Here is a 22,768-nt window from a genome sequence, read left to right as displayed (position 1 = left end):
TTATCAGGGCAAGGAGGCCCAATAACACAGTCGGTTACCTAAAGTCTGCGATGGCTGCTAAAATCCTGATTCACAACATCGAAACAATGCCCATATAATGTGCAGCCGGCCACGCTGACCGGTACGGGTTCGATAAACTGACAAGCCTGCTAACAGGCCATAACGACTTGTAAAATATGAAAATGATTCGCGCGTTTGCTTCAATGGCTCTGGCGCTGGCAGCATTCAGCCAGTCCGCCTTCGCTGTGGTTTACCCCTTACCAGCCGCCAACAGCCGTCTGATTGGGCAAAATATTGAGATTACCGTCCCTCAGGACAACAAGCTGCCGCTGGAAGCTTTTGCGGCGCAGTACCAGATGGGCCTCAGCAATATGCTGGAAGCCAATCCGGGCATGGATGTCTACCTGCCGCAGGCAGGCAAAAAGATGATCGTTCCGCAGCAGCTGATCCTGCCTGACGCCCCGCGCGAAGGCATCGTGATCAACAGCGCGGAAATGCGTCTCTACTACTATCCGAAAGGCACTAAAACCGTTGTGGTTCTGCCGATCGGCATCGGCGAATTAGGCAAAGATACGCCGGTTAACTGGACCACCACGGTGCAGCGCAAGAAAGCGGGTCCGACCTGGACGCCGACCAAAGCGATGCATGCTGAGTACGCCTCGCGCGGCGAGAATCTGCCGGAAGTGTTCCCGGCCGGTCCGGACAACCCGATGGGCCTCTACGCGCTCTATATCGGTCGTCTCTACGCCATTCACGGCACCAACGCCAACTTCGGTATTGGCCTGCGCGTCAGCCACGGCTGCGTACGTCTGCGCGCCGACGATATCAAATGGCTGTTCGACAACGTGCCGGTCGGCACGCGCGTGCAGTTTATCGATCAGCCGGTCAAAGCAACGGTGGAGCCGGATGGTTCGCGCTATGTAGAGGTGCATAACCCGCTCTCCACTACCGAAGAGCAGTTTAACTCACGCGAAGTGGTGCCGATTACCCTGACCTCTGCGGTGACCAAAGTGATCACTGACGCCAGCGTCAGCCAGGATCAGGTCAACGCGGCGATTCAGAATCGTACCGGTATGCCGACTAAAGTGAACGGCGTTGCTGACAGCGTGCAGACTGCGCCGACCGAAGTGCCGGAAGCGCCGAACGCACAGCCTAAAGAGGAGCCGATGACGCCGGTTACGCCGCAGGGCGCCAGCGTTGCCAATCCTGATGCCGCGCAGCAGGCGCAGCCAGCCGCTGCCCCCGCTCCGGCCCCAGTAAATAACCCTTCGTAAAGGCTGTTAACTGTGAAATTGAAAAAGCCCGCCTGTGCGGGCTTTTTTATTGGTGGGCTGGCGGGAAGGTAAGAGCATTTTGCCTTCCTGGTTCTGTTGGCTCACCACATTCGGGTACAGCTTTTTAAAAGTGACTTTTGACCTGCGACAGAGGCGGACTTGACGATGCCGCATTGCAGTATGGCGGTGTCGAGTGATCTCTCTGTTAGTATGCGCTTATTCACTAACAGCTTTAGGTATCCCTGTAATGTCTCAAATGACCCTTCATATTCTAAATGCGCAGAAGAAACTCACCGCTCACTGTGAATGGCTCAATTTCTGCCTGAATGAGACTTACGACCAGGCCAAACGAGTGATGCCGCTCCCCTCTCTGGATGTTGTGGTAAAAGCGGGAGTCCATGTCATCCCGGAAAAAGGGCATCTGGGATATTGCCCTGAGCAGAGTGTGGTGTACGTGACGGTTGATCCTGAAAATCCCGCCTTCTGTAAAAACAACGCTCATTCTCTGGAACGCATGTTTGCTCATGAACTGCATCATGCAGCAAGGTGGGGCGGGCCAGGATACGGTTCTACTCTTGGTGAAGTAACGGTATCTGAAGGGCTCGCCGGCCATTTTTCCCTCGAGCTTTTTGGCGGAGAACCTGAACCCTGGGAAAGCCTCCGTTCAGACGAAATACAGCCTCATCTTCTATACCTTTGCGAAAACTGGCATCGCACGGATTACGACCATAATGCGTGGTTTTTCGGAACCCGTTATTGGCCACGATGGCTTGGCTATACCGCCGGGTTCAACCTCGTTTCCAGATACCTTGACGCGACCCCGCATCTACGGGCCTCAATGCTTGCGCATATAAGCGCAGAGGAGTTCAGGGCATTTAGTTAAGGCAGAAACAGGTGAAGGCATCGCCTGAATCATGATTGCATTTCCCGGGCAATAACCAGGCCGCCGCCTCTTCCACCCTACTTCCCCGGCCGCCGCAACGCCAGCCAGCCCGCCACGATGGTAAAGGCCAGCACCACCAGCACCAGAATCAGAAAGCCGTGCGGATTGCCCGAGAGCGGAATGCCGCCGACGTTCATGCCGAAGAAGCCGGCAACAATGTTAATCGGCAGCGCCAGCACGGTCATCATGGTTAACAGAAACAGCGTGCGGTTGCTGTGCTCCATCAGACGCGCGGCGATCTCCTCCTGCAACAGCCTGATGCGCTCCATCAGGCTGGCGAGATCGTTAAGCACCACGCTGAACTCTTCGGTAAAGGCGCGCAGCTCGCGCAGGGTATCCAGGTTGAGCCAGACGGGCGGACGATTAAGCAGGCGAAACAGCGCGGCGGGCTCCGGCGCCAGCAGGCGCTGGATGCGCAACAGCATACGGCGCAGATGCCCAAGCTCGCTGCGGTTCGCTTTGATCGCCGGACTGAGCAGCCGCTCTTCAATCGCATCCACGGCGAGGCTGGTGCGCCGCACCACCTGCTCCAGCTGGCGCTCCTGCTCGCCCAGCAGGCTGAGCAGCATCTCTTCCGCATTGCGGAAGGCGCACGACTGCAGTTGCTGATGCATACGTTCGATCATGCCGACCTGGCGATAGCGCGCGCTAACCAGCAGCTGGCGACGGCACCAGATCCAGAGCGTGGCGTTCTGCGCGCTGTGCTCCTCCTGGCTAAAGGTAACGTCATTCAGGATCGCCAGCAGCGCTTCGCCCTGCTCCGCCAGCCGGGTGCGCGACGAGGCCGAATGAATCTCTTCAAAGAAATCTTCATCAACCTGAAAGTGGCTCTGAACCCAGTGCTGGGCGCGGGCGTGATTGAGATTGATATGCAGCCAGAGAAACTCGCCGTCGCGGCGCGGATTCTCTCCGGCCAGCACCGCTTCGCGCGCGTTCAGGCGGCGGGGTGGCGCGTCTGGAGAGATCAGGTAACCGTGAATTAAACCGGCCACCTCGTCGTCAAAATCGGATTTATTAGGCGCAAGCAAGAGGTCTGAAACCATGGACGGGATAAATGTAAGAGCGGACCAGATCCACAGACTGATGCAGAGTGATGACAGAACAATGACAGCGGCCGCGCAACATCATTGTTCTGTCATATAAAGCGCGTATCCCTGCCAGTAATGGGTGCGGACAGGGCGCGCCCGCAATCTTTTACCGAGGTGTTTATGAGCGAAAATAGCTTATCGTCATCCCCATCGGTTGGCGGGCGTCCAAATCTCACTGGCAAACGCAACCGTTTTTCAAAGCCGCTGTTTCTTATTCTGCTGATCGCCGGGCTCTCCTTTGCCGGATTCAACCTGTTCAGCGACGTGCAGGAGACCGATACGCCAGTTACCAGCTACGTCCCCTTCTTTCTGCTGGGGCTGGCGCTGGTGATCGCGCTGGGGTTTGAGTTCGTCAACGGCTTTCACGATACCGCCAACGCCGTGGCAACGGTGATCTATACCCATTCGCTGACGCCTGGCGTGGCGGTGGTCTGGTCAGGTCTGTGCAACTTTCTCGGCGTGCTGCTTTCCAGCGGCGTGGTCGCGTTCGGCATCATCTCGCTGCTGCCGGTAGAGTTGATTTTACAGGCGGGCAGCGGCGGCGGCTTCGCCATGATTTACGCGCTGCTCTTCTCCGCCATTATCTGGAACCTGGGCACCTGGTATCTTGGCCTGCCCTCCTCCTCTTCCCATACGCTGATCGGCTCGATTATCGGCGTCGGCGTTGCTAATGCGCTGCTGCACGGCCGCAGCGGCATGAGCGGCGTGGACTGGGACCAGGCGATTAAGATCGGCTATTCGTTGCTCCTGTCGCCGCTGGTGGGTTTTTTCTGCGCGGCGCTGCTGCTGCTGGCGATGAAGGCGTTTATCCGCAACCGCGATCTTTATGAAGCGCCGAAAAGCAGCGAGCCGCCGCCGATCTGGATCCGCGGCCTGCTGATCCTCACCTGTACCGGCGTCTCGTTCGCGCATGGCTCCAACGATGGACAGAAAGGCATGGGTCTGATCATGCTGATTCTGGTGGGCACCATGCCGATCGCCTATGCGCTGAACCGCTCGCTGCCGCCGGAGCAAATTCCGCGCGTGGCGGCGCTGGCGCAGGTCACGGAAAACCAGCTGCTGCAGCTGCAGCCCGCCAGTGCTCGTCCGCCGGTGGCGCGTGACGTGCTGACCGACTATGTGCGCACTAATCAGCTGAACCCCAACGTGCTGCCCGCGCTGGCGCTGACGCTGGGAGATATCAGCGAGCAGATCCGCCGCTACGGCTCAATGGAGAATATTCCGGCGCAGGCGGTTTCCAACACCCGTAATCAGATGTACCTGACCTCGGAATCGATCAAGCATATTCAGACCAACAAGGTGGCGATGCCGGAAGAGACGCAGCGCAATCTGACGGCGATTAAGCATGAACTGGACAGCGCCACGCGCTTTATTCCAATGTGGGTCAAGGTGGTGGTGGCAATTGCGCTCGGCCTTGGCACCATGGTGGGCTGGCGTCGTATCGTGGTAACCGTCGGCGAACGCATCGGCAAAACCCACCTTAACTACGCCCAGGGCGCCAGCGCGGAACTGGTGGCGATGGCGACCATCGGCGCGGCGGACAGCTTCGGCCTGCCGGTCTCCACCACCCATGTGCTCTCGTCCGGCGTGGCGGGCAGTATGGCGGCCAACCGCTCCGGCCTGCAGCTCGCTACGCTGCGCAATCTGGCGATGGCATGGATACTGACCCTGCCGGTCTCCATCCTGCTGGCAGCCGGGCTTTACGCGCTCTTTTCACGCTTCTGATCGCTAACGGCGCGGCGTTACGCCGCGCCGCTGTAGCGCTGCGTCAGGCGCAGCGTAATGGCGAAGGCGCCCAGCACCATCATCGCCGCCGCCAGGTAGACCGACTGCATCCCCCAGTAGCCGATCAATAAGCCCGCCACTGGACCGGTCAGGCCCAGCCCCAGATCGAGAAACGCCGAGTAGACCCCCAGCGCCGATCCCTGATCCTGTCGCTCTACCTGCCTGACCGCCTCTACGCCCAGCGCAGGGAAGATCAGCGAAAAGCCGCAGCCGGTCAGCAGCGCGCCAAGATCCACCAGCAGGCTGCTCTCCGCCTGCCAGATAATCAGCAGCCCCGCGCACTCCAGCAGAAAAGAGAGGATAGCGACCCGCAGCCCGCCGAAGCGCGTAATAGTCCGGCTGAACAGCAGGCGGAACAGCACAAAGCCGAGGCTAAACAGCGACAGCGCAAAAGCGGCACCGCTCCAGTCGCGGCTGGCAAAATAGAGCGTAATAAAGGTAGAGATAACGCCGAAGCCGATGGTGCCGAAGCCGAGCGCCAGGCCGAACAGCCAGACGCGTGAAAAGACGCGGTGAAAAGGAATGCGCTGCCCCTGCGTCGCCTCGACTGCGGGTTTACGGCTCGCCAGCAGGTAGCCCACCACGCCCATCAGCACGACCAGGCCGGCAAAGCCGCTGATACCGAATCCCTGGTTCAGCATCACGCCGAGCGGCGCGCCGATCGCCATCGCCAGATAGGTGGCGACGCCGTTCCAGGAGATGACGCGCGCCGTCTGCAGCGGCCCGACGATATTCATGCCCCACAGCGTCGAACCGGTGCTGCTGAAGCTCTCACCGACGCCGAGAAACAGGCGTCCGACCGCCAGCAGCAGCAGGCTGAGCAGCGGCCAGTCGCGGCAGAGCGCGGCAACGATGGTCAGCACGCCGCTCATGCCGCAGCAGAGCGTACCGAGCATCACGACCCGCTTTGGACCCAGGCGATCCGCCAGTCGGCCCGACTGGGGACGGCTCAGCAGCGTGGCGAAATATTGCAGGCTAATGATGAGGCCCGCCACAAAAGAGCTGAAGCCCAGCTGGTTATGCACGAAACCCGGCAGCACCGCCAGCGGCAGGCCAACGGAGAGATAACAGAAGAAGGTAAAGATAAGAACGGAGAGAATGCGTTTGTTGAGTTGACCGTTAGTCAGTACCGCGACATCAGACATAGCAGGCTGGCTTGTAGTGAAAAATGGCTTTCACTATACGCTTAGCCTGCTAACGGGTCGCCTGAATTTTTATCACAGGGCAAAGCTAACCGTCTGCCGATCAATCACCTCGGCGATAGCGGAGGAGCTTTTCAGCGCGCGGATTTCGGTGAAGAGACCGTCGGCCTGCGGATAGGCTTTACGCAGGTAGCCGAGCCACTGCTTGATGCGCGCAACGTGATAGAGGCCGGTATCGCCCTGCTTCTCCAGCCGCGTATATTTCTGCAGCAGCGCCACCACATCCGGCCAGGCCATCGGCGCGTCGTTGTATTTCACTACCCGGCTGAGATTCGGCACGTTGAGCGCGCCGCGGCCGATCATAACCGCATCGCAGCCGGTCACGCGCAGGCAATCCTGCGCGCTCTGCCAGTCCCAGATTTCGCCGTTCGCCACCACCGGAATACGCAGCCGCTGACGGATCTCGCCAATCGCCTGCCAGTTGATCGCCTCAGCGCGGTAGCCATCCTCTTTAGTGCGTCCATGCACCACCAGCTCGCTGGCCCCCGCCTGCTGCACCGCGTCGGCAATTTCAAAGCGACGCTCGCCGGAATCCCAGCCGAGCCGCACTTTCACCGTTACCGGCAGATGCGCAGGCACTGCCTCGCGCATCGCTTTTGCACCGCGATAGATCAGCTCCGGATCTTTAAGCAGCGTGGCGCCGCCGCCGCTGCCGTTTACCAGCTTTGACGGACAGCCGCAGTTAAGATCGACGCCCCATGAGCCCAGCTCTGCCGCACGCGCCGCGTTCTCCGCCAGCCACTCAGGATACTGACCGAGCAGCTGCAGGCGCACCCGCGTGCCGGAAGGCGTGCGGCTGCTGTTGCGCAGCTCGGGACAGAGCCGGTAAAACGATTTTACCGGCAGCAGCTGATCAACCACGCGCAAAAACTCGGTGACGCAGAGGTCGTAATCGTTGACCTCGCTCAACAGCTCGCGCACCAGCGAATCCAGTACGCCCTCCATCGGGGCCAGCAACACCCGCATGGCGTTACGCGGTTCCGGTTTTCTTCGCTGCCGGACGACGCGCCGGACGCGCAGGCTTATCGCCCTGCGCAGTCTGGCTTTGACGGCGCGGCTGCGGCGCGCGCTTGTCGCCCTGCGGACGCGATGACGACGGTGCGCCGCCCTGTCCACGACCGCGACCGCGCGGCTGCTGCTGCTGACGACCGTTCTGAATCGGCTCCGCCTTGATGCTCGGATCCGGCTCGTAGCCCGGGACCGCCAGGCGCGGGATTTCACGCTTCAGCAGACGCTCGATATCGCGCAGCAGCTTGTGCTCATCTACGCAGACCAGCGACAGCGCGGCACCGGTGGCGGCGGCGCGGCCGGTACGGCCGATGCGGTGCACATAATCTTCCGCTACGTTCGGCAGCTCATAGTTCACGACATGCGGCAGCTCTTCGATATCGAGACCGCGCGCGGCGATATCGGTAGCGACCAGCACGCGAATCGCGCCGGTTTTAAAGTCGGCCAGCGCGCGGGTACGTGCGCCCTGACTTTTGTTACCGTGGATCGCCGCAGCGGTGATGCCGTCTTTATTCAGCTGTTCCGCCAGGTGGTTGGCGCCGTGTTTAGTGCGGGTAAATACCAGCACCTGCTGCCAGTTGCCTTCGCCAATCAGCTGCGAGAGCAGTTCCCGCTTGCGCTTCTTATCAACGAAATGCACCTGCTGCGATACCTGTTCAGAGGCGGTGTTGCGACGCGCCACTTCTACCTGCTCCGGGTTGTGCAGCAGTTTTTCCGCCAGCGTTTTGATTTCGTCGGAGAAGGTGGCAGAGAAGAGCAGGTTCTGACGTTTGGCCGGCAGCTTCGCCAGTACGCGACGGATATCGTGGATAAAGCCCATATCGAGCATGCGATCCGCTTCGTCCAGCACCAGCACTTCGATTTGAGACAGATCGACCGCGTTCTGGTGTTCCAGATCGAGCAGACGGCCCGGCGTAGCGACCAGAATGTCGACGCCGCCGCGCAGTTTCATCATCTGCGGGTTAATGCTGACGCCGCCGAACACCACCAGCGAACGCAGCTGCAGATATTTGCTGTAGTCACGGACGTTTTCGCCGATCTGCGCAGCCAGTTCGCGCGTCGGCGTCAGGATCAGAGCGCGTACCGGACGGCGACCGCGGGCCGATGCAGCCTGAGTAGAAAGTTTTTGCAGCAGCGGCAATGTAAAGCCGGCCGTTTTGCCGGTGCCGGTCTGCGCGCTGGCCAGCAGATCGCGGCCGGAGAGCACCACGGGGATCGCCTGGCGCTGAATAGGCGTAGGTTCACGGTAGCCCTGTTCAGCGACCGCACGCAAAATATCGGCACTCAGGCCGAGAGAGTCAAAAGACATTAAGTGTGTTACTCCGGTCCGCCCTGACCGCGATTCACGGTGTAGTTTTCAGGGGGGAAAGTGACGCCAGCCGAGGGCTAACGTGTGAAAAGGGCACAAACTACGATGCGTAAGGCGGGCAGTGTAACAGCTTTCGCCGCAGGGTGCGAGAAAGCCGGAAACAACAGGGGCCGCCTTCCGGCAGCCCCTGTCAGCGAACACGGCGGTTCAGCTACGCTTTTTCTGGATGCGCCCTGCCGGCTCCTTCGCCAGCAGCGAGACCAGCGCCGGGCCCACCAGCATCACCACGCCCAGCATGCCAATCAGCAAAGCGTTGTGCACATAGCGCGAGACAATAAACAGCGTCATCATCGCCGCGCCAAAATAGTAGGTGGTGGTCGCTTCTTCAAGGTAATCACCGATGCTACGCAAACGAACACTACGCTGCAGGACCAGCATGGCGATAAACACCACGGCATAGGCGGCTACCAGCGTGCTGCACACTTCGATCAGAGCCTTATGCTTCCAGCCCCAGATCAGCGCGGCGATCACCAGCGCATGCATAGCAATATGCACGCAGGTTTGTCCGGTGACAATTTGAACACGATTAGACCATTTCATTCTCTTCTCCTGGCAGACCCAACAGGTCGCCCAAGTGCAACCGGCACAGGCCGGTAACGGTTTCCTCAATGTAAAGCAATTTTCGGATAACGCCCTAAATTTCCATCCTTATCCGCACCCGTTTGTGACAAAGACTACACTTTACTTTTGTTGCTGATGAAAAGGAGTGCGTCGAGAGTATGCCACAAACCAAGCAAGGATTTTCCCTTAAAGTCCTGACGATCAATACCCACAAGGGATTTACTACTTTTAACCGTCGCTTCATCCTGCCGGAACTGCGTGAAGCGGTACGCGCCACCTCGGCAGATATCGTCTTTCTGCAGGAGGTAATGGGCACACATGCCATTCACCCTCTGCACCATGAGAACTGGCCAAACACGCCGCATTACGAGTTTCTTGCCGATACCATGTGGAACGATTTTGCCTATGGCCGCAACGCCGTCTACCCGGAGGGGCACCACGGGAACGCGATTTTGTCACGGTTTCCCATTCAGGAGTATGAAAATCGTGATATTTCTGTTGCAGGAAGTGAAAACCGCGGCATGTTGCACTGCAAAATCACCCTGCCGGAGCCGCACGGCACGCTGCATGTTATCTGCGTGCACCTCGGCCTGAAAGAGGCGCACCGCCACGCGCAGATGAAAATGATGTGTGACATGGTCGCCTCGCTGCCGCCCGACGCGCCGCTGGTCGTCGCGGGCGATTTCAACGACTGGCAGCTGCGCGCCAATCATATTCTGAAGCACGGCGCTGGATTAAAAGAGGTATTCAGCATGAAACATGGCCGCCCGGCGCGTACCTTTCCCGCCCGCTTTCCGCTGCTGCGGCTCGATCGTATTTATGTTCGCAACGCCACCGTCAGCCATCCCTGGGCGCTGCCGCGCAAACCCTGGTCGCACCTGTCGGATCACGCCCCGCTCGCCGTGGAGATCCACCTATGAATTTTGAATGGCGAGAAGGCAACAGTCTGCGCCTGCTGGAAAACGGCGAAGAGTTTTTCCCACGCGTATTCGGCGCTATCCGCCGCGCCGAGCGCACCGTGCTGCTGGAAACCTTTATTCTGTTTGAGGATGAGGTCGGCAACGCGCTGCACCGCGAGCTGCTGGCCGCCGCGCAGCGCGGCGTAAAAATCGAAGTTATGGTGGATGGCTATGGGTCGCCGGATCTCTCCGATAAGTTCGTCAACAGCCTGACGGCGGAAGGGGTGCGCTTCATCTATTACGATCCGCGCCCGCTGGTAATGGGCATGCGCACCAACGTGTTTCGCCGCCTGCACCGCAAAATTGTGGTGGTGGACGAAACCGTCGCCTTTGTCGGCGGCATCAATTTCTCCGCCGAACACAACACCAGCTACGGCCCCGAGGCGAAGCAGGATTATGCGGTGGAGGTCAAAGGCCCCATCGTGGCGGATATCACCTGCTATGTGCGCGAGGCGATGGGCAGCGAAGCGGTGACGCGCCGCTGGTGGGGCGGCCGCTCGCATCGTCCCGCGGTCAACGCCACGCCCGGCAATGCGCAGGTGCTGTTCGTTTATCGCGATAACGACGAGCATCGCGACGATATCGAAAAACATTATCTCGATATGCTGCGCACGGCGAAAGAGGATGTGATTATCGCCAACGCCTACTTTTTCCCTGGCTACCGTCTGCTGCGCGAAATGCGCAGCGCGGCTCAGCGCGGCGTCAGAGTCAGGCTGATCGTTCAGGGCGAGCCGGATATGCCGATCGTTAAAGTCGGCGCGGAGCTGCTCTATAACTATCTGGTGGATGCGGGTGTGGAAGTCTATGAATATATTCGTCGCCCGCTGCACGGCAAGGTGGCGGTTCAGGATCGCCAGTGGGCCACCGTCGGCTCCAGCAATCTCGATCCGCTGAGCTTATCGCTCAACCTTGAAGCTAACCTAATCGTCTACGATCGCGACTTTAACCAGACGCTGCGCGACAACCTGGAGCAGCTGCTGGCAAAAGATTGCCAGCGCGTGCAAGAGGATCGCCTGCCGCCGCGCACCTGGTGGCAGCTGACCAAAAGCGTGATTGTCTTTCACTTCTTACGCCATTTCCCGGCTATCGCAGGCTGGCTTCCCGCGCACACGCCGCTGATTGCGCAGGTCGACCCGCCGGTACAGCCGGAAATGGAGACGCAAGACCGTGTCGAAACCGACAATGAAGGGGCTAAATCCTGATGGCGGAAAAACATCCAAAATGGAAGCTGGCGAAAAAGGTGCTTACCTGGATCTTTTTTATCGCGGTGATTGTGCTGCTGGTGATCTACGCCCGCAAAGTTAACTGGGAAGATGTCTATAACGTTATCGTCAACTACAACCGCTTCGCGGTGCTGAGCGCCGTCGCGCTGGTGATAGTGAGCTATCTGACCTACGGCTGTTATGACCTCATCGGCCGCGCCTACTGCGGTCATAAGCTGGCGAAGCGGCAGGTGATGCTGGTCTCTTTTATCTGTTACGCCTTTAACCTGACGCTGAGCACCTGGGTTGGCGGCGTCGCAATGCGCTATCGGCTCTACTCGCGGCTGGGGCTGGACAGCGCCACCATCACGCGCATCTTTTCCCTGAGTATCGCCACTAACTGGCTCGGCTATATTTTGCTGGCGGGCGTGGTATTCAGCGCAGGCATGGTACCGATCCCCGGCGGCTGGTTTATCGGCGAGACCACGCTGCGCATCATTGGCGTGGCGCTGCTGGTTGTCGTGGCGGTCTTTCTCTGGGCCTGCGCCTTTTCAAAGCGCCGCAAGTGGACCATCAGACGCCAGACGCTGCAATTGCCATCGCTGCGCATGGCGCTGTTTCAGTTTGCGGTATCGTCCGCTAACTGGCTGGTGATGGGAGCGATTATCTGGCTGCTGCTGGCGCGTCAGGTGGATTACCCCATTGTGCTCGGCGTACTGCTGATCAGCAGTATCGCAGGGGTAATCATTCATATTCCGGCCGGTATCGGCGTGCTGGAGGCGGTGTTTCTGGCGCTGCTGAGCGGACAGCACGCTTCGCACGGCACCATCATTGCGGCACTGCTCGCCTATCGCGTGCTCTATTTTATTCTGCCGCTGCTGCTGGCGCTGGTGCTCTATCTGGTGCTGGAGAGTCGCGCGAAGCATCTGCGCGCGAAGAATGAACAGAAACTGCAGAAGAGTTCGTAAAGCGGAATCGCCCCATCCCGACAGCGCGGGATGGGGCAAAGCGCCTGTTAGCGGCGGTTGCCGAAGATGCGCAGCAGCATCAGGAACAGGTTAATAAAGTCGAGATAGAGCTTCAGCGCGCCCATAATCGAATAGCGGCGCAGCGATTCGCGGTCGCGCACGTCGATCTGTTCGCCAATCTGGCGCAGCTGTTGCGTGTCATAAGCGGTCAGCCCCACAAACACCACCACGCCGATATAGGTAATTGCCCACATCAGCGCCGGGCTTTTCAGCCAGAAGTTCACCAGCGACGCCAGCAAAATACCAATCAGCGCCATAAACAGCAGGCTGCCGAAGCGGCTCAGGTCGCGTTTCGTGGTGTAGCCGTAAAAACTCATCGCACCGAACATCCCCGCCGTCACAAAGAAGGTGCTGGCGATCGAGCTGTAGGTATAGGCGAGGAAAATACTGGCCATCGTCAGGCCGGTCAGCACCGAATAGAGCATAAACAGACCGGTCGCCAGCGCGCCGCTCAGGCGATTCACCATGCCAGAAAGCACGAACACCACTGCCAGCTGCGCGATAATCAGACCGAAGAAGGTCATGCGGCTGGAGAAGATAAAGAACATGATGCGCTCGTTGCCTGCCGCATACCAGGAGACAAAAGCGGTCAGCAGCAGCCCGCAGGTCATCCAGCCGTAGACCTGCGCCATATACGTCTGCAACCCGCTTGTGGCGGGCTGCACCAGGGAATCATTGCGTGGATATCTGTCCATGATGCACCTCATAAAAGTGAAAAGGCGTCGGAAGACCGACGGTCATGCCTAATTGTGGCACAGCATAGCTTAACTGCTCCACAATGCGCGCCTCAGCGGCGCGATAAACATTGCTGATAGCGGCTGTCGACGCGCTGAGCGAACCAGGCCGTAGTGAGATTGCGGGTGATTTTCGGGCTCTCCAGCTTAATGCCCGGCAGCATTTCGCGCGGCAGCGGCCGACCGGCCATCTTGTCCGCCAGCGCAAAGACCTGCTTCCAGAGCGTGCTGTCGCTGAAGCTCTCCTGCTCTCCTTTCTCTAAATCGCGGCGAATGGCGCTCTCGCTCATATCGATCTGCTTCGCTAGGGTACGCACCGCCAGCTCCGTCGAACCTGCTTTATCCGATCCATAAAGGATAAGATCGCCATCCAGCGCCAGCTTCATGCCGGTGGCGCGCGCCACCGCCGCCTGAAAGGCCGCGTTGCGGCTGGCGTACCAGCCTGCATTGAAGTCGGCAAAGCGGTAGAGCGGCTTGCTGTAGTCCGCCGGGTAGCCGAGCAGATGCATAATGCCGAAATACATACCACCGTGGCGGGTAAAGACCTCGCGGCGAATCGAGCCGTCGATCGGCCAGGGATAACCTTTGGCGTGCGCTTCGGCGAAGCTGACGCTGACCTGCATCGGGCCGCCGGTATGGATCGGGTTAAGGTTGCCGAACAGGGTCTGCCCCATCGGCACCATATCAATAAAATCATCGAAAATGGCGCTCAGCTCTTTTTCGCTGCGTACTTTATCGAGCCGCGCCGCATAACTTTCGCCGTTGGGCGATTTAATCAGCAGCGCGGTGCGCACCAGAAACGCCGGTACATGCACCTTCGCTGCGCGGCGATCGATCTCGCCCCAGGCGATTTTCGGCAGGCCGGGCACGGCCGCTTCGGCGCTAAAGTTCGATTCCTGATCCGCCACGGCGATAGCGGCGCACAGGTTGCTGACGCTGGGATCGATCTGCTGAGTGCGGAATGAGGTGTAAATATCGGTGGCCCAGCCGGGCTTGTCGCTGACGTGCGCGGGCAGCAGACGCTGAATCTGCGCCTTAACGTCGGCAGGCTGGCGCACCGGCGCTTCGGGCGTTTTTTTCGTACTACAGCCCGCCAGCACCAGCGCGGCGAGCAGCGAGAAACGTTTGAGCGATGCTGAAACTGACATACCTGTCCTTGCGAGAAAACAAACCCTTACCTTAGCATCGAAGCCGGGACAAACCATCAGACGAGGCGTAAATTCCCGCTTCACCGTCGCGCTTGCTTATCGGCCATTCTCAACCAGGTTTAGCTTTTATCGTCTAAAAGGAAATTGTGATGCAAAAACTCTGGATCGGCGCGACTGTCGCCCTGCTGCTCAGCGGGTGCGGCGCGAATAATACCCCTGCGCAGGTCGCCACGCCCGGCGCGCCTGCCTCGGCAAAAATGAAAACCCTCTCTACAGGCGCTGACCTGCTGCAGTCGCGTCCGCCCATTGAGGCGATCAGTACCTATCTCGACGGCTTTCACTTCTATAACGGCGACCAGAACGGCCAGATGGAGGCGCACCACTACGTCACAGTGCTGAATGACGACGTGATGCAGGCCGTGATTTATGACGGCAATACCAAAGACGCGCGGCTGATGGGCGTGGAGTACATTATCAGCGCCCGGCTTTACCAGACGCTGCCGCCGGAAGAGAAAAAGCTGTGGCACAGCCACCGGTATGAGGTGAAATCAGGCACCCTGATTGCGCCAGGCCTGCCGCAGGCGGCGGATCATGCGCTGATGGCGCGCATCGCCAATACCTACGGCAAAACCTGGCACACCTGGCATACCGATCGCGACCAGACCCTGCCGCTCGGCATTCCGGCGCTGATGATGGGCTTTACCGCCGACGGTCAGCTCGATAATCGCCTGCTCGCCGATCGCGATAAGCGCTTTGATATCGACAGCCGCAAGGTGCGCGCATCGCGCGCCGATATCGTCACGCAGCCAGTTCTACCGGGCGCTGACGCCTGGCAGCGCGGCGAAGTCATTCAGCTTAAACGCGTTTCCGGCGGCGGCGAGCATGCCCACGGCCAGACGCACTTCGGCCCGGCGGAGCAGCTCAGCAAGCCTTAATCCCAGCGCTGCGCGGCCTGATGGTCGCTGTCGCGGGCGTCTACCCAGCGATCGCCCTGTTCGGTCGCCTCACGCTTCCAGAAGGGCGCGCGGGTCTTCAGGTAATCCATAATAAATTCCGCAGCGGCGAAGGCGCTGCTGCGGTGCGCGCTGGTCACGCCGACAAACACGATCTCATCGCCGGGAAACAGCTCGCCGATGCGGTGGATCACGCTGACGCGCTGTAAAGGCCAGCGGCTGCGCGCCTCGTCGACAATCTCCTGCAACGCTTTCTCCGTCATGCCCGGATAGTGCTCAAGCGTCAGCGCGGCGACGCTGTCGCCCAGGTTGTGGTTGCGCACTTTCCCGGTAAACGTCACTACCGCGCCATCGGCGTTGGAGGTAGAGAGCCAGGCGTATTCGTCAGCCATGCTGAACGGCGCCGCGCCGACGCGGATCTGCGTTGCCATATCAGCCTCCCGTCACCGGCGGGAAAAACGCCACTTCGTCGCCCGCTTTCAGCGGATGCGACATCGGCACCAGGGTCTGGTTTACCGCGGCCAGCAGCTTGCCGGAATCGAGCGCCAGCGCCCAGCGATCGCCTTTTTGCGCCAGCGCGCCGCGCAGCGTCGCCACGTCGGGAAACGCATCAGGCATCTCCAGCGCGCTGGTGCCGACCAGTTCGCGCACCTGGGCGAAAAAGAGCACGTTAATCATGAGTCACCGCCTGGAAATCGCCGGACTTGCCGCCGCTTTTGCTCAGCAGGCGCAGCTGGTCGATAACGATATCTTTCTGCACCGCTTTACACATGTCATAGATGGTCAGCGCCGCCACCGACGCGGCGGTCAGCGCTTCCATCTCGACGCCGGTTTTGCCGCTCAGGCGGCAGAGCGAGGTGATGCGCACGCGCTGATGTTCCGGCTCAGCGACCAGGTTGACTTCGACTTTGCTCAGCATCAGCGGATGACAGAGCGGGATCAGCTCCCAGGTGCGCTTGGCAGCCTGAATGCCGGCAATGCGCGCGGTCGCGAAAACGTCGCCTTTGTGGTGGCTGCCGTCGACGATCATTTGCAGCGTCTCGGCGGCCATCAGCACCAGCGCTTCCGCGCGCGCCTCGCGCACCGTTTCCGCTTTGGCCGAGACGTCAACCATATGGGCTTCGCCTGCGGCGTTAATATGGGTCAGTTGAGACATGGCTTACAGCTTCTTTAAGTGTGAAACGAAATTACAGGGGCCGGTGCGGGCGTCGATCTGATCGGCGATAATGCGCTCCCAGGCGCTTTCGCAGGCGCTGGTCGATCCCGGCACGGCGAAGATAAGGGTGCCGTTGGCCATGCCGGCGACGGCGCGCGACTGCAGCGTCGAGCCGCCGATATCTTCCCAGGAGAACATGCGGAACAGCTCGCCGAAGCCCTCAATTTTTCGGTCGAACAGCGGCTCAATCGCTTCTGGCGTGTTGTTCTTCGCATTGAATCCCGTACCGCCGTTAATGACCACCACCTGCACATCCTGGCTGGCGATCCAGCGCGACACGATAGCGCGGATGCGGTAGCGGTCTTCGCCGACGATAGCGTGATCGACCACCACGTGCCCGGCTTCGCTCGCCGCGGCACGCAGGTAGTCGCCTGAGGTGTCGTTGCTGGCGTCGCGTCGATCGGAAACGGTCAGCACCGCCAGGTTGACCGGAATAAATTCACCCGTAGATTTGCCCATTACTCGCTCCTGAGATTAACCGCCGATGAAAGAAAGGTTCTGCGTGATGCCGGTATTGCCCTGATGCAGGAAGTGCGTCTGCTTCTTCTCGCCCAGGCTGTGGGCGATGCGCGCCTGCAGCTCCGCCTGCTGGTCATCGGAAACCAGCAGATCGCGCAGCGGCACGCCGCTGTCGCCAAACAGGCAAAGATGCAGGTTGCCGTGCGCCGACACGCGCAGGCGGTTGCAGCTGGCGCAGAAGTCGCGCGAATAGGGCATAATCAGGCCGATCTCGCCGACGTAATCAGGATGATAAAAGACCTGCGCCGGTCCGTCGCTGCGGCCGCGCTCGCGGCGCTGCCAGCCTTGCGCTATCAGCTGGTCGCGGATCACCGCGCCAGAGACGTGCTGCTGGCGGAACAGCGCGCCGCCCTCGCCCGTCTCCATCAGCTCGATAAATCGTAGCTGAATCGGGCGGGTGCGGATCCAGTCCAGGAAGGTTGCCAGGCTGCGGCTGTTGAGGTCGCGCATCAGTACGCTGTTGACTTTGACCTGCTGAAAGCCAGCGTCGAAGGCGGCGTCGATGCCCGCCATCACCTGATGGAACTTGTCCTGACCGGTAATGGCGTGGAACTGGCGCGCGTCGAGACTGTCTACGCTGACGTTTAGCGCCGTAAGCCCGGCATCGCGCCAGGCGGCGACGTCGCGCGCCAGCCGATAGCCGTTAGTGGTCACAGCGATCTGGCGAATAGCGGCGTTTTCACGCACGGCGGCGATGATGTCGGTAAAATCGCGACGCAGCGACGGCTCGCCGCCGGTCAGACGCACCTTTTCGGTGCCGGCCGCGGCGAAAGCGCGCGTGACGCGTCGAATCTCATCGAGCGAAAGAAAACTTTTGTTGCGCACACCCTGGGGTTTATAGCCGTCGGGCAGGCAGTAGGTGCAGCGGAAATTACAGACATCCGTCACCGAGAGACGCAGGTAATAAAACCGACGTGCAAATGCATCAGTAAATTGTGACACCAGAACACCTTTTCCAAATACGGGAGATGCAGGCATTTCTTTCTGCACCCTGGCAGCGCGTCGGCTGCGGCCTGAATCCCCTATCGTTTGACTTAGGCATTCAGGCTTTGAGTGTATGTCGCCCAACATGGACGACATGGTTGGCAAATGGTAGCGCGAATTTTGCCGCTCTGCCATCACCTAATTTCGCTATATATATTGATACATAACGATTTTTCGCCGCATTTTCGCGGCAGTAAGGTTAACATGGCCCGCTGAAAGCAGCGCCGGTACGGTAAGTCGGCAGCGGGTGTAAAGAGGAAATATGAACCGAACTTTGTCAGACCTCGATCGCGTGGTAGCGCTGGGCGGCGGACACGGCCTGGGACGCGTGATGTCCGCCCTGTCGCCGCTGGGTTCGCGCCTGACGGGCATTGTCACGACCACCGATAACGGCGGCTCCACCGGACGCATCCGTCGTTCAGAAGGCGGCATCGCCTGGGGCGACATGCGTAACTGCATTAATCAGCTGATTACCGAACCCAGCGTCGCCTCGGCGATGTTTGAGTATCGCTTTGCCGGCAACGGCGAGCTGGCAGGTCATAACCTGGGCAACCTGATGCTCAAGGCGCTGGATCACCTCAGCGTCAGGCCGCTGGAGGCGATCAATATCATTCGCAATTTGCTCAAGGTTGACGCCTTTCTTATCCCGATGTCGGAGCAGCCGGTGGATCTGGTGGCATTAGACAGCGAGGGCAACATGGTTTACGGCGAAACCGATATCGACGCCATGAAACAGCCGCCGCAGGAGCTGATGCTGCATCCTAACGTCGCGCCGACGCGGGAAGCGCTGGAGGCGATCGCCGAAGCGGATCTGATTTTGATCGGCCCCGGCAGCTTTTACACCAGCCTGATGCCGAGCCTGCTGATGGAGGAGATGGCGCGCGCGCTGCGCCGGACGCCCGCCACCATGGTATTTATCGGTAACCTTGGGCGCGAGCTCAGCCCGGCCGCCGCGAACCTGACGGTAGCGGACAAACTGGCGATGATGGAGAAATATATCGGCAAGCGGGTGATTGATGCCGTGGTGGTGAGCCCGGCCGCCGATACCTCCGGCGTCGAGAACCGCCTTATCGTGCGCGAGCCGCTGGAGGCCGCCGATATTCCCTATCGTCACGACCGCCAGCTGCTGCGCGTGGCGCTGGAACACGCCATTCAGCGTTTTAGCTAAAGCCGCTACGAGGCGGCGATAAAGAGTTCGCGCAGCTCATGCAGCTTGTCGCGCACGTTCGCCGCCTCTTCGAACTCCAGGTTTTGCGCGTGCTGCTGCATCTGCGACTCCAGCTCGTGGATTTTTTTCTGCAGCGCCTGCGGCGTCAGCGCCAGATAGCTGGCGTCGGCCTCGGCGGCGCTGCGGCTGCTGGCTTTGGCCTTGCCGCGCGTCTTGATGACGTTCTGGCCCAGCTCGAGAATATCGGTGATCTTCTTGTTGAGGCCCTGCGGCACAATCCCTTTTTCCTCGTTGTACTTCTGCTGCTTCTCGCGGCGGCGCTCGGTCTCTTCAATGGCGCGCGCCATAGAGTTGGTGATCCTGTCGGCGTAAAGGATCGCCTTGCCGTTAACGTTACGTGCGGCGCGACCGATGGTCTGGATCAGCGAGCGTTCGGAGCGCAGGAAGCCCTCTTTATCCGCATCGAGGATCGCCACCAGTGACACCTCCGGCATATCCAGACCTTCGCGCAGCAGGTTGATCCCGACCAGCACATCAAACTCGCCGAGGCGCAGATCGCGGATGATCTCCATACGCTCAACGGTATCGATATCTGAGTGCAGATAGCGCACCTTCTCGCCGTGCTCTTCAAGATACTCGGTCAGATCTTCCGCCATGCGCTTGGTCAGCGTCGTGACCAGCACGCGCTCGTTGATGGTGACGCGCTTGCGGATCTCCGACAGCAGATCGTCCACCTGGGTCGCCACCGGTCGTACCTCCAGCAGCGGATCGAGCAGTCCGGTAGGACGCACCACCTGATCGATCACCTCGCCGCCTGATTTCTCCAGCTCGTAGTTGCCCGGCGTCGCAGAGACGTAAATAGTCTGCGGCGCCAGCGCCTCGAACTCTTCAAACCTGAGCGGTCGGTTATCCAGCGCGGAAGGCAGGCGGAAGCCATACTCCACCAGCGTCTCTTTACGCGCGCGGTCGCCTTTATACATCCCGCCAATTTGCGGAATGGTGACGTGCGATTCGTCGACGATCAGCAGACCGTCGGCAGGCAAATAGTCGAACAGCGTCGGCGGCGGCTGGCCTGGCCCGCGCCCGGAGAGGTAGCGCGAGTAGTTTTCGATGCCCGAGCAGTAGCCCAGCTCGTTCATCATCTCCAGATCGAACTGGGTACGCTGCGTCAGGCGCTGCTCTTCCAGCAGCTTATTGTTCTCCAGCAGCACCCGGCGACGATCCACCAGCTCGTCTTTGATCTCTTCCATCGCCTGCAGGATACGTTCGCGCGGCGTCACGTAGTGCGTTTTTGGATAGATGGTGTAGCGCGGCACGGTAGAGACAATCTGCCCGGTGAGCGGATCGAACAGCGACAGCCGCTCCACCTCTTCGTCGAACAGCTCGACGCGCAGCGCAATATCTTCCGACTCCGCCGGAAAGATATCGATCACTTCGCCGCGGACGCGGAAGGTGCCGCGCTGGAACGCCTGATCGTTGCGCGCATACTGCAGCTCCGCCAGACGACGCAAAATACTGCGCTGGTCGATGATCATGCCGCGCGTCAGGTGCAGCATCATTTTCAGATAGAGATCGGGATCGCCCAGACCGTAAATGGCGGAGACCGACGCCACGACGATAACGTCGCGCCGCTCCAGCAGCGCCTTGGTCGCCGAGAGACGCATCTGCTCGATATGTTCGTTTACCGAGGCGTCTTTTTCGATAAAGGTATCGGAGCTGGGCACATAGGCTTCAGGCTGATAGTAATCGTAATAGGAGACGAAGAACTCCACCGCGTTATCGGGGAAGAACTCCTTCATCTCGCCATAAAGCTGCGCCGCCAGGGTTTTGTTGGGTGCCAGCACCATCGCAGGCCGGTTGAGATCGGCAATGACGTTGGCGACGGTAAACGTCTTGCCGGAGCCGGTTACGCCGAGCAGCGTCTGATGGGCAAGACCATCCTCCAGCCCCTCTTTGAGACGACGAATCGCCTCGGGCTGATCGCCGGAGGGCTGGAAAGCGGAATTTAGTTTAAAGACTTTACTCATGACTTGCGGTTCCTGCTGAAGAATGCGGCGGGTAGCGGAGTCATTTTACTCTGCCGTGGCGATTTTGCCAGAAATTAATACTGGATAAATCTCCAGTAACGCGGCACAGTGAGACGCTGACGTCTCGCCGCGGCTGAAAGGCTGTAACAACGCGACAACAATTTTTCTGTTGCGCAAGGTTATCCCCAGCCGGAGCGGATTTATAACATTTGTCAAGAGAGCCTCGTTAAATTTCAGCTGTGTTACGCAGCGGAATAATCTCAGGCTTGTTTTTTAATAACTATCTGTTTTTAAAATAAATATGTGAAAAGCCCAGTTTCTCATCATAATGTAACCAGGCCGCGTATTTCCTCGCTTGCGCTCTGTTTTCACTGTCTAATGCACAAGGTTATCCACAGGAATGGTGGATAACTAAAGGCAGCCCTTTTGCCATCGGCTGTGCATAATTTTTTGTTGTTAAGCCGCCCGCGTGAAAAATTTTTTTTTGCACCTCAATTCCTGTCACAAACGCTGGCGTTAACTCTGCTTTTTCAGCCCGCCGCTGCTTTTTTACCCAGCCGCGTTTGACATTAAGACCAGCAAAAATTCAACAAGCTGTCTAATCGCGGCCCTTTTGCACCATAAACGTTAAGTCATTAGCACCGTGAAAGTGCAGCGCTCTGATTACCCCCGGAAATTGTTAAGCACTTTTCATCTTTAACGGCGAAATAGCGCCTGGCTGGCCTCTCCAGGGCAACGAAACGTTCTGGCCCGGTAATTGCAGGATGCAGTAACAAAGAGGCAAAGCGATATTTACGACACCGCCACCGTTAAAGACTTGTTTGCCAGACGTCAAAGAGCGGAAGCATTCAGGCGAAATCTGTAAGAGGAGAGTCAGATGCTGAGTTTACGTTCGGTGAATCAGTTTTACGGGCAGAACCATATTTTGTGGGATGTGGATCTCGACCTGCCGCCAGGCACCTGCACCGGCGTGTTAGGCCGTCCGGGTATGGGCAAAACCACGCTGGTAAACTGCATTATGGGTCGTCTGCCGATTAACAGCGGCTCAATGACCTGGCAGGAGGATGGCTCGCCGCCGCGCGATCTGCTGCGGCAGCCTGCTGAACAGCGTGCATGCATGGGGATCGGCTATGTGCCGCAGGGTCGTCATATCTTCTCGCAGATGAGCGTTGAGGATAACCTGCTCATCGCGCTGCTGGCGGGCAGCGCGCCGGGCGATAAACCGCACGTTATCCCTGAAATGGTGTTCGACCTTTTTCCGGCGCTCTATTCGCTGCGGCAACAGCGCAGCGGCGAGCTGCCTGTCGACCAGCAGCAGCAGCTGGCGCTGGCGCGCGCGCTGGTGCTGCGTCCCAGGCTGCTGATCCTCGACGAGCCGACGGACGGCATGTCGCCCTGGCTGGAAGAGGAGATGGGCAACCTGATCCGGCGTCTGAATCTCGATTACGGCCTGACCATTTTACTGCTGGAGCAGCGAATTTCGCTGATTCGCCGCGTCGCCGACTACTTTCTGCTGCTCCACCGCGGCCGCAATGTCGCGCAGGGGCGCGTGGCGCAGCTGGACGATCTTACCGTCAACAAGTGGCTGACGGTAAGCTGA

General features: G+C 59.4%; 22 protein-coding genes and 1 riboswitch. Of the genes, 9 read left to right on the top strand and 13 right to left on the bottom strand.

What is annotated here, in order from left to right:
* The first annotated feature begins 176 nt into the window (after positions 1-176).
* Complete coding sequence (locus D7S44_RS02130) at positions 177-1,274, top strand: L,D-transpeptidase family protein (RefSeq protein ID WP_120451593.1); 1,098 nt, start codon at positions 177-179, stop codon at positions 1,272-1,274.
* Between the two features lie 247 nt (positions 1,275-1,521).
* Entirely contained in the window at positions 1,522-2,157 is a 636-nt protein-coding gene (locus tag D7S44_RS02125) for a DUF2268 domain-containing putative Zn-dependent protease (protein ID WP_120452837.1), read from the top strand.
* Positions 2,158-2,234: 77 nt separating this feature from the next.
* Here D7S44_RS02125 and D7S44_RS02120 read toward each other — a convergent pair whose 3' ends face one another.
* Complete coding sequence (locus tag D7S44_RS02120) at positions 2,235-3,260, bottom strand: transporter (protein ID WP_120451590.1); 1,026 nt, start codon at positions 3,258-3,260, stop codon at positions 2,235-2,237.
* Between the two features lie 165 nt (positions 3,261-3,425).
* Between D7S44_RS02120 and D7S44_RS02115 the strand changes: the two genes are divergently transcribed.
* Positions 3,426-5,030 carry an inorganic phosphate transporter gene (locus D7S44_RS02115; protein ID WP_120451588.1) on the top strand — a complete coding sequence of 535 codons (1,605 nt, stop codon included), beginning with the start codon at positions 3,426-3,428 and terminating at the stop codon, positions 5,028-5,030.
* Between the two features lie 17 nt (positions 5,031-5,047).
* Here the strand turns inward: D7S44_RS02115 and D7S44_RS02110 are convergent, their stop codons facing one another.
* The 4 genes from D7S44_RS02110 to D7S44_RS02095 all read right to left on the bottom strand — a co-directional run bounded on the left by D7S44_RS02110 (position 5,048) and on the right by D7S44_RS02095 (position 9,209).
* Positions 5,048-6,235 (bottom strand): MFS transporter, encoded by a 1,188-nt coding sequence (locus D7S44_RS02110; RefSeq protein ID WP_120451586.1) that lies wholly within the window; start codon positions 6,233-6,235, stop codon positions 5,048-5,050.
* A 72-nt stretch (positions 6,236-6,307) separates the two neighbouring features.
* Positions 6,308-7,258 carry a tRNA dihydrouridine(16) synthase DusC gene (gene dusC / locus D7S44_RS02105; RefSeq protein WP_120451584.1) on the bottom strand — a complete coding sequence of 317 codons (951 nt, stop codon included), beginning with the start codon at positions 7,256-7,258 and terminating at the stop codon, positions 6,308-6,310.
* Between the two features lie 4 nt (positions 7,259-7,262).
* Positions 7,263-8,609 (bottom strand): ATP-dependent RNA helicase RhlE, encoded by a 1,347-nt coding sequence (gene rhlE / locus D7S44_RS02100; RefSeq protein WP_120451583.1) that lies wholly within the window; start codon positions 8,607-8,609, stop codon positions 7,263-7,265.
* Positions 8,610-8,816: 207 nt separating this feature from the next.
* Positions 8,817-9,209 carry a YbhQ family protein gene (locus D7S44_RS02095; protein WP_120451581.1) on the bottom strand — a complete coding sequence of 131 codons (393 nt, stop codon included), beginning with the start codon at positions 9,207-9,209 and terminating at the stop codon, positions 8,817-8,819.
* A 179-nt stretch (positions 9,210-9,388) separates the two neighbouring features.
* On the opposite strand from D7S44_RS02095, the gene D7S44_RS02090 reads away from it, so the two are divergent.
* From D7S44_RS02090 to D7S44_RS02080, 3 genes are read left to right on the top strand one after another with little or no spacing between them, the layout of a single operon-like run.
* Positions 9,389-10,150 carry an endonuclease/exonuclease/phosphatase family protein gene (locus D7S44_RS02090; RefSeq protein WP_120451579.1) on the top strand — a complete coding sequence of 254 codons (762 nt, stop codon included), beginning with the start codon at positions 9,389-9,391 and terminating at the stop codon, positions 10,148-10,150.
* Entirely contained in the window at positions 10,147-11,391 is a 1,245-nt protein-coding gene (gene clsB / locus D7S44_RS02085; protein WP_120451577.1) for a cardiolipin synthase ClsB, read from the top strand. Before D7S44_RS02090 ends, clsB begins: the two co-directional genes overlap by 4 nt.
* On the top strand, positions 11,391-12,359 hold the full coding sequence (locus tag D7S44_RS02080) for a lysylphosphatidylglycerol synthase domain-containing protein (protein WP_120451575.1): 969 nt from the start codon (positions 11,391-11,393) through the stop codon (positions 12,357-12,359). The genes clsB and D7S44_RS02080 overlap by 1 nt, the downstream gene beginning before the upstream one ends.
* 47 nt (positions 12,360-12,406) lie before the next feature.
* On the opposite strand, the gene D7S44_RS02075 is transcribed toward D7S44_RS02080, so the two are convergent.
* Complete coding sequence (locus D7S44_RS02075) at positions 12,407-13,114, bottom strand: Bax inhibitor-1/YccA family protein (protein WP_120451573.1); 708 nt, start codon at positions 13,112-13,114, stop codon at positions 12,407-12,409.
* Between the two features lie 92 nt (positions 13,115-13,206).
* The gene (locus D7S44_RS02070; RefSeq protein WP_120451572.1) at positions 13,207-14,301 is read right to left on the bottom strand and encodes a DUF1615 domain-containing protein; all 1,095 of its coding nucleotides are present in this window, start codon (positions 14,299-14,301) and stop codon (positions 13,207-13,209) included.
* A 149-nt stretch (positions 14,302-14,450) separates the two neighbouring features.
* Between D7S44_RS02070 and D7S44_RS02065 the strand changes: the two genes are divergently transcribed.
* Positions 14,451-15,236, top strand: coding sequence for an OBAP family protein (locus D7S44_RS02065; RefSeq protein ID WP_120451570.1), 786 nt, complete (start codon positions 14,451-14,453; stop codon positions 15,234-15,236).
* On the opposite strand, the gene moaE is transcribed toward D7S44_RS02065, so the two are convergent.
* From moaE to moaA, 5 genes are all read right to left on the bottom strand, one after another.
* Positions 15,233-15,685 carry a molybdopterin synthase catalytic subunit MoaE gene (gene moaE, locus D7S44_RS02060; protein ID WP_120451569.1) on the bottom strand — a complete coding sequence of 151 codons (453 nt, stop codon included), beginning with the start codon at positions 15,683-15,685 and terminating at the stop codon, positions 15,233-15,235. The genes D7S44_RS02065 and moaE overlap by 4 nt on opposite strands.
* Position 15,686: 1 nt before the next feature.
* Positions 15,687-15,932 carry a molybdopterin synthase sulfur carrier subunit gene (gene moaD / locus D7S44_RS02055; protein WP_120451566.1) on the bottom strand — a complete coding sequence of 82 codons (246 nt, stop codon included), beginning with the start codon at positions 15,930-15,932 and terminating at the stop codon, positions 15,687-15,689.
* Entirely contained in the window at positions 15,925-16,410 is a 486-nt protein-coding gene (moaC, locus tag D7S44_RS02050) for a cyclic pyranopterin monophosphate synthase MoaC (protein ID WP_120451563.1), read from the bottom strand. The genes moaD and moaC overlap by 8 nt, the downstream gene beginning before the upstream one ends.
* Before the next feature lie 3 nt (positions 16,411-16,413).
* Positions 16,414-16,929, bottom strand: a complete 516-nt coding sequence (gene moaB, locus D7S44_RS02045; protein ID WP_120451561.1) for a molybdenum cofactor biosynthesis protein B — start codon at positions 16,927-16,929, stop codon at positions 16,414-16,416.
* Positions 16,930-16,944: 15 nt separating this feature from the next.
* Positions 16,945-17,931, bottom strand: a complete 987-nt coding sequence (moaA, locus tag D7S44_RS02040; RefSeq protein WP_120451559.1) for a GTP 3',8-cyclase MoaA — start codon at positions 17,929-17,931, stop codon at positions 16,945-16,947.
* A riboswitch (molybdenum cofactor riboswitch) is annotated at positions 17,921-18,055 on the bottom strand. Its footprint overlaps the gene before it by 11 nt.
* A gap of 180 nt (positions 18,056-18,235) precedes the next feature.
* On the opposite strand from moaA, the gene D7S44_RS02035 reads away from it, so the two are divergent.
* The gene (locus tag D7S44_RS02035) at positions 18,236-19,141 is read left to right on the top strand and encodes a gluconeogenesis factor YvcK family protein (protein WP_120451557.1); all 906 of its coding nucleotides are present in this window, start codon (positions 18,236-18,238) and stop codon (positions 19,139-19,141) included.
* Between the two features lie 5 nt (positions 19,142-19,146).
* On the opposite strand, the gene uvrB is transcribed toward D7S44_RS02035, so the two are convergent.
* Complete coding sequence (gene uvrB / locus D7S44_RS02030) at positions 19,147-21,168, bottom strand: excinuclease ABC subunit UvrB (RefSeq protein WP_120451555.1); 2,022 nt, start codon at positions 21,166-21,168, stop codon at positions 19,147-19,149.
* An 877-nt stretch (positions 21,169-22,045) separates the two neighbouring features.
* Between uvrB and D7S44_RS02025 the strand changes: the two genes are divergently transcribed.
* Complete coding sequence (locus D7S44_RS02025) at positions 22,046-22,768, top strand: ABC transporter ATP-binding protein (protein WP_120451553.1); 723 nt, start codon at positions 22,046-22,048, stop codon at positions 22,766-22,768.

The sequence above is a fragment of the Pantoea piersonii genome (genome assembly GCF_003612015.1).
GTDB lineage: Bacteria > Pseudomonadota > Gammaproteobacteria > Enterobacterales > Enterobacteriaceae > Pantoea > Pantoea piersonii.
Note: the sequence above shows the minus strand (reverse complement) of the source record. Positions and strands in the feature narration are given on the sequence as shown.

Coding starts and splice junctions, on each gene's coding strand:
- D7S44_RS02130 (WP_120451593.1), top strand. CDS start 177: ATGAAAATGATTCGCGCGTTTGCTTCAATGGCTCTGGCGCTGGCAGCA.
- D7S44_RS02125 (WP_120452837.1), top strand. CDS start 1,522: ATGTCTCAAATGACCCTTCATATTCTAAATGCGCAGAAGAAACTCACC.
- D7S44_RS02120 (WP_120451590.1), bottom strand. CDS start 3,260: ATGGTTTCAGACCTCTTGCTTGCGCCTAATAAATCCGATTTTGACGAC.
- D7S44_RS02115 (WP_120451588.1), top strand. CDS start 3,426: ATGAGCGAAAATAGCTTATCGTCATCCCCATCGGTTGGCGGGCGTCCA.
- D7S44_RS02110 (WP_120451586.1), bottom strand. CDS start 6,235: ATGTCTGATGTCGCGGTACTGACTAACGGTCAACTCAACAAACGCATT.
- dusC (WP_120451584.1), bottom strand. CDS start 7,258: ATGCGGGTGTTGCTGGCCCCGATGGAGGGCGTACTGGATTCGCTGGTG.
- rhlE (WP_120451583.1), bottom strand. CDS start 8,609: ATGTCTTTTGACTCTCTCGGCCTGAGTGCCGATATTTTGCGTGCGGTC.
- D7S44_RS02095 (WP_120451581.1), bottom strand. CDS start 9,209: ATGAAATGGTCTAATCGTGTTCAAATTGTCACCGGACAAACCTGCGTG.
- D7S44_RS02090 (WP_120451579.1), top strand. CDS start 9,389: ATGCCACAAACCAAGCAAGGATTTTCCCTTAAAGTCCTGACGATCAAT.
- clsB (WP_120451577.1), top strand. CDS start 10,147: ATGAATTTTGAATGGCGAGAAGGCAACAGTCTGCGCCTGCTGGAAAAC.
- D7S44_RS02080 (WP_120451575.1), top strand. CDS start 11,391: ATGGCGGAAAAACATCCAAAATGGAAGCTGGCGAAAAAGGTGCTTACC.
- D7S44_RS02075 (WP_120451573.1), bottom strand. CDS start 13,114: ATGGACAGATATCCACGCAATGATTCCCTGGTGCAGCCCGCCACAAGC.
- D7S44_RS02070 (WP_120451572.1), bottom strand. CDS start 14,301: ATGTCAGTTTCAGCATCGCTCAAACGTTTCTCGCTGCTCGCCGCGCTG.
- D7S44_RS02065 (WP_120451570.1), top strand. CDS start 14,451: ATGCAAAAACTCTGGATCGGCGCGACTGTCGCCCTGCTGCTCAGCGGG.
- moaE (WP_120451569.1), bottom strand. CDS start 15,685: ATGGCAACGCAGATCCGCGTCGGCGCGGCGCCGTTCAGCATGGCTGAC.
- moaD (WP_120451566.1), bottom strand. CDS start 15,932: ATGATTAACGTGCTCTTTTTCGCCCAGGTGCGCGAACTGGTCGGCACC.
- moaC (WP_120451563.1), bottom strand. CDS start 16,410: ATGTCTCAACTGACCCATATTAACGCCGCAGGCGAAGCCCATATGGTT.
- moaB (WP_120451561.1), bottom strand. CDS start 16,929: ATGGGCAAATCTACGGGTGAATTTATTCCGGTCAACCTGGCGGTGCTG.
- D7S44_RS02035 (WP_120451557.1), top strand. CDS start 18,236: ATGAACCGAACTTTGTCAGACCTCGATCGCGTGGTAGCGCTGGGCGGC.
- uvrB (WP_120451555.1), bottom strand. CDS start 21,168: ATGAGTAAAGTCTTTAAACTAAATTCCGCTTTCCAGCCCTCCGGCGAT.
- D7S44_RS02025 (WP_120451553.1), top strand. CDS start 22,046: ATGCTGAGTTTACGTTCGGTGAATCAGTTTTACGGGCAGAACCATATT.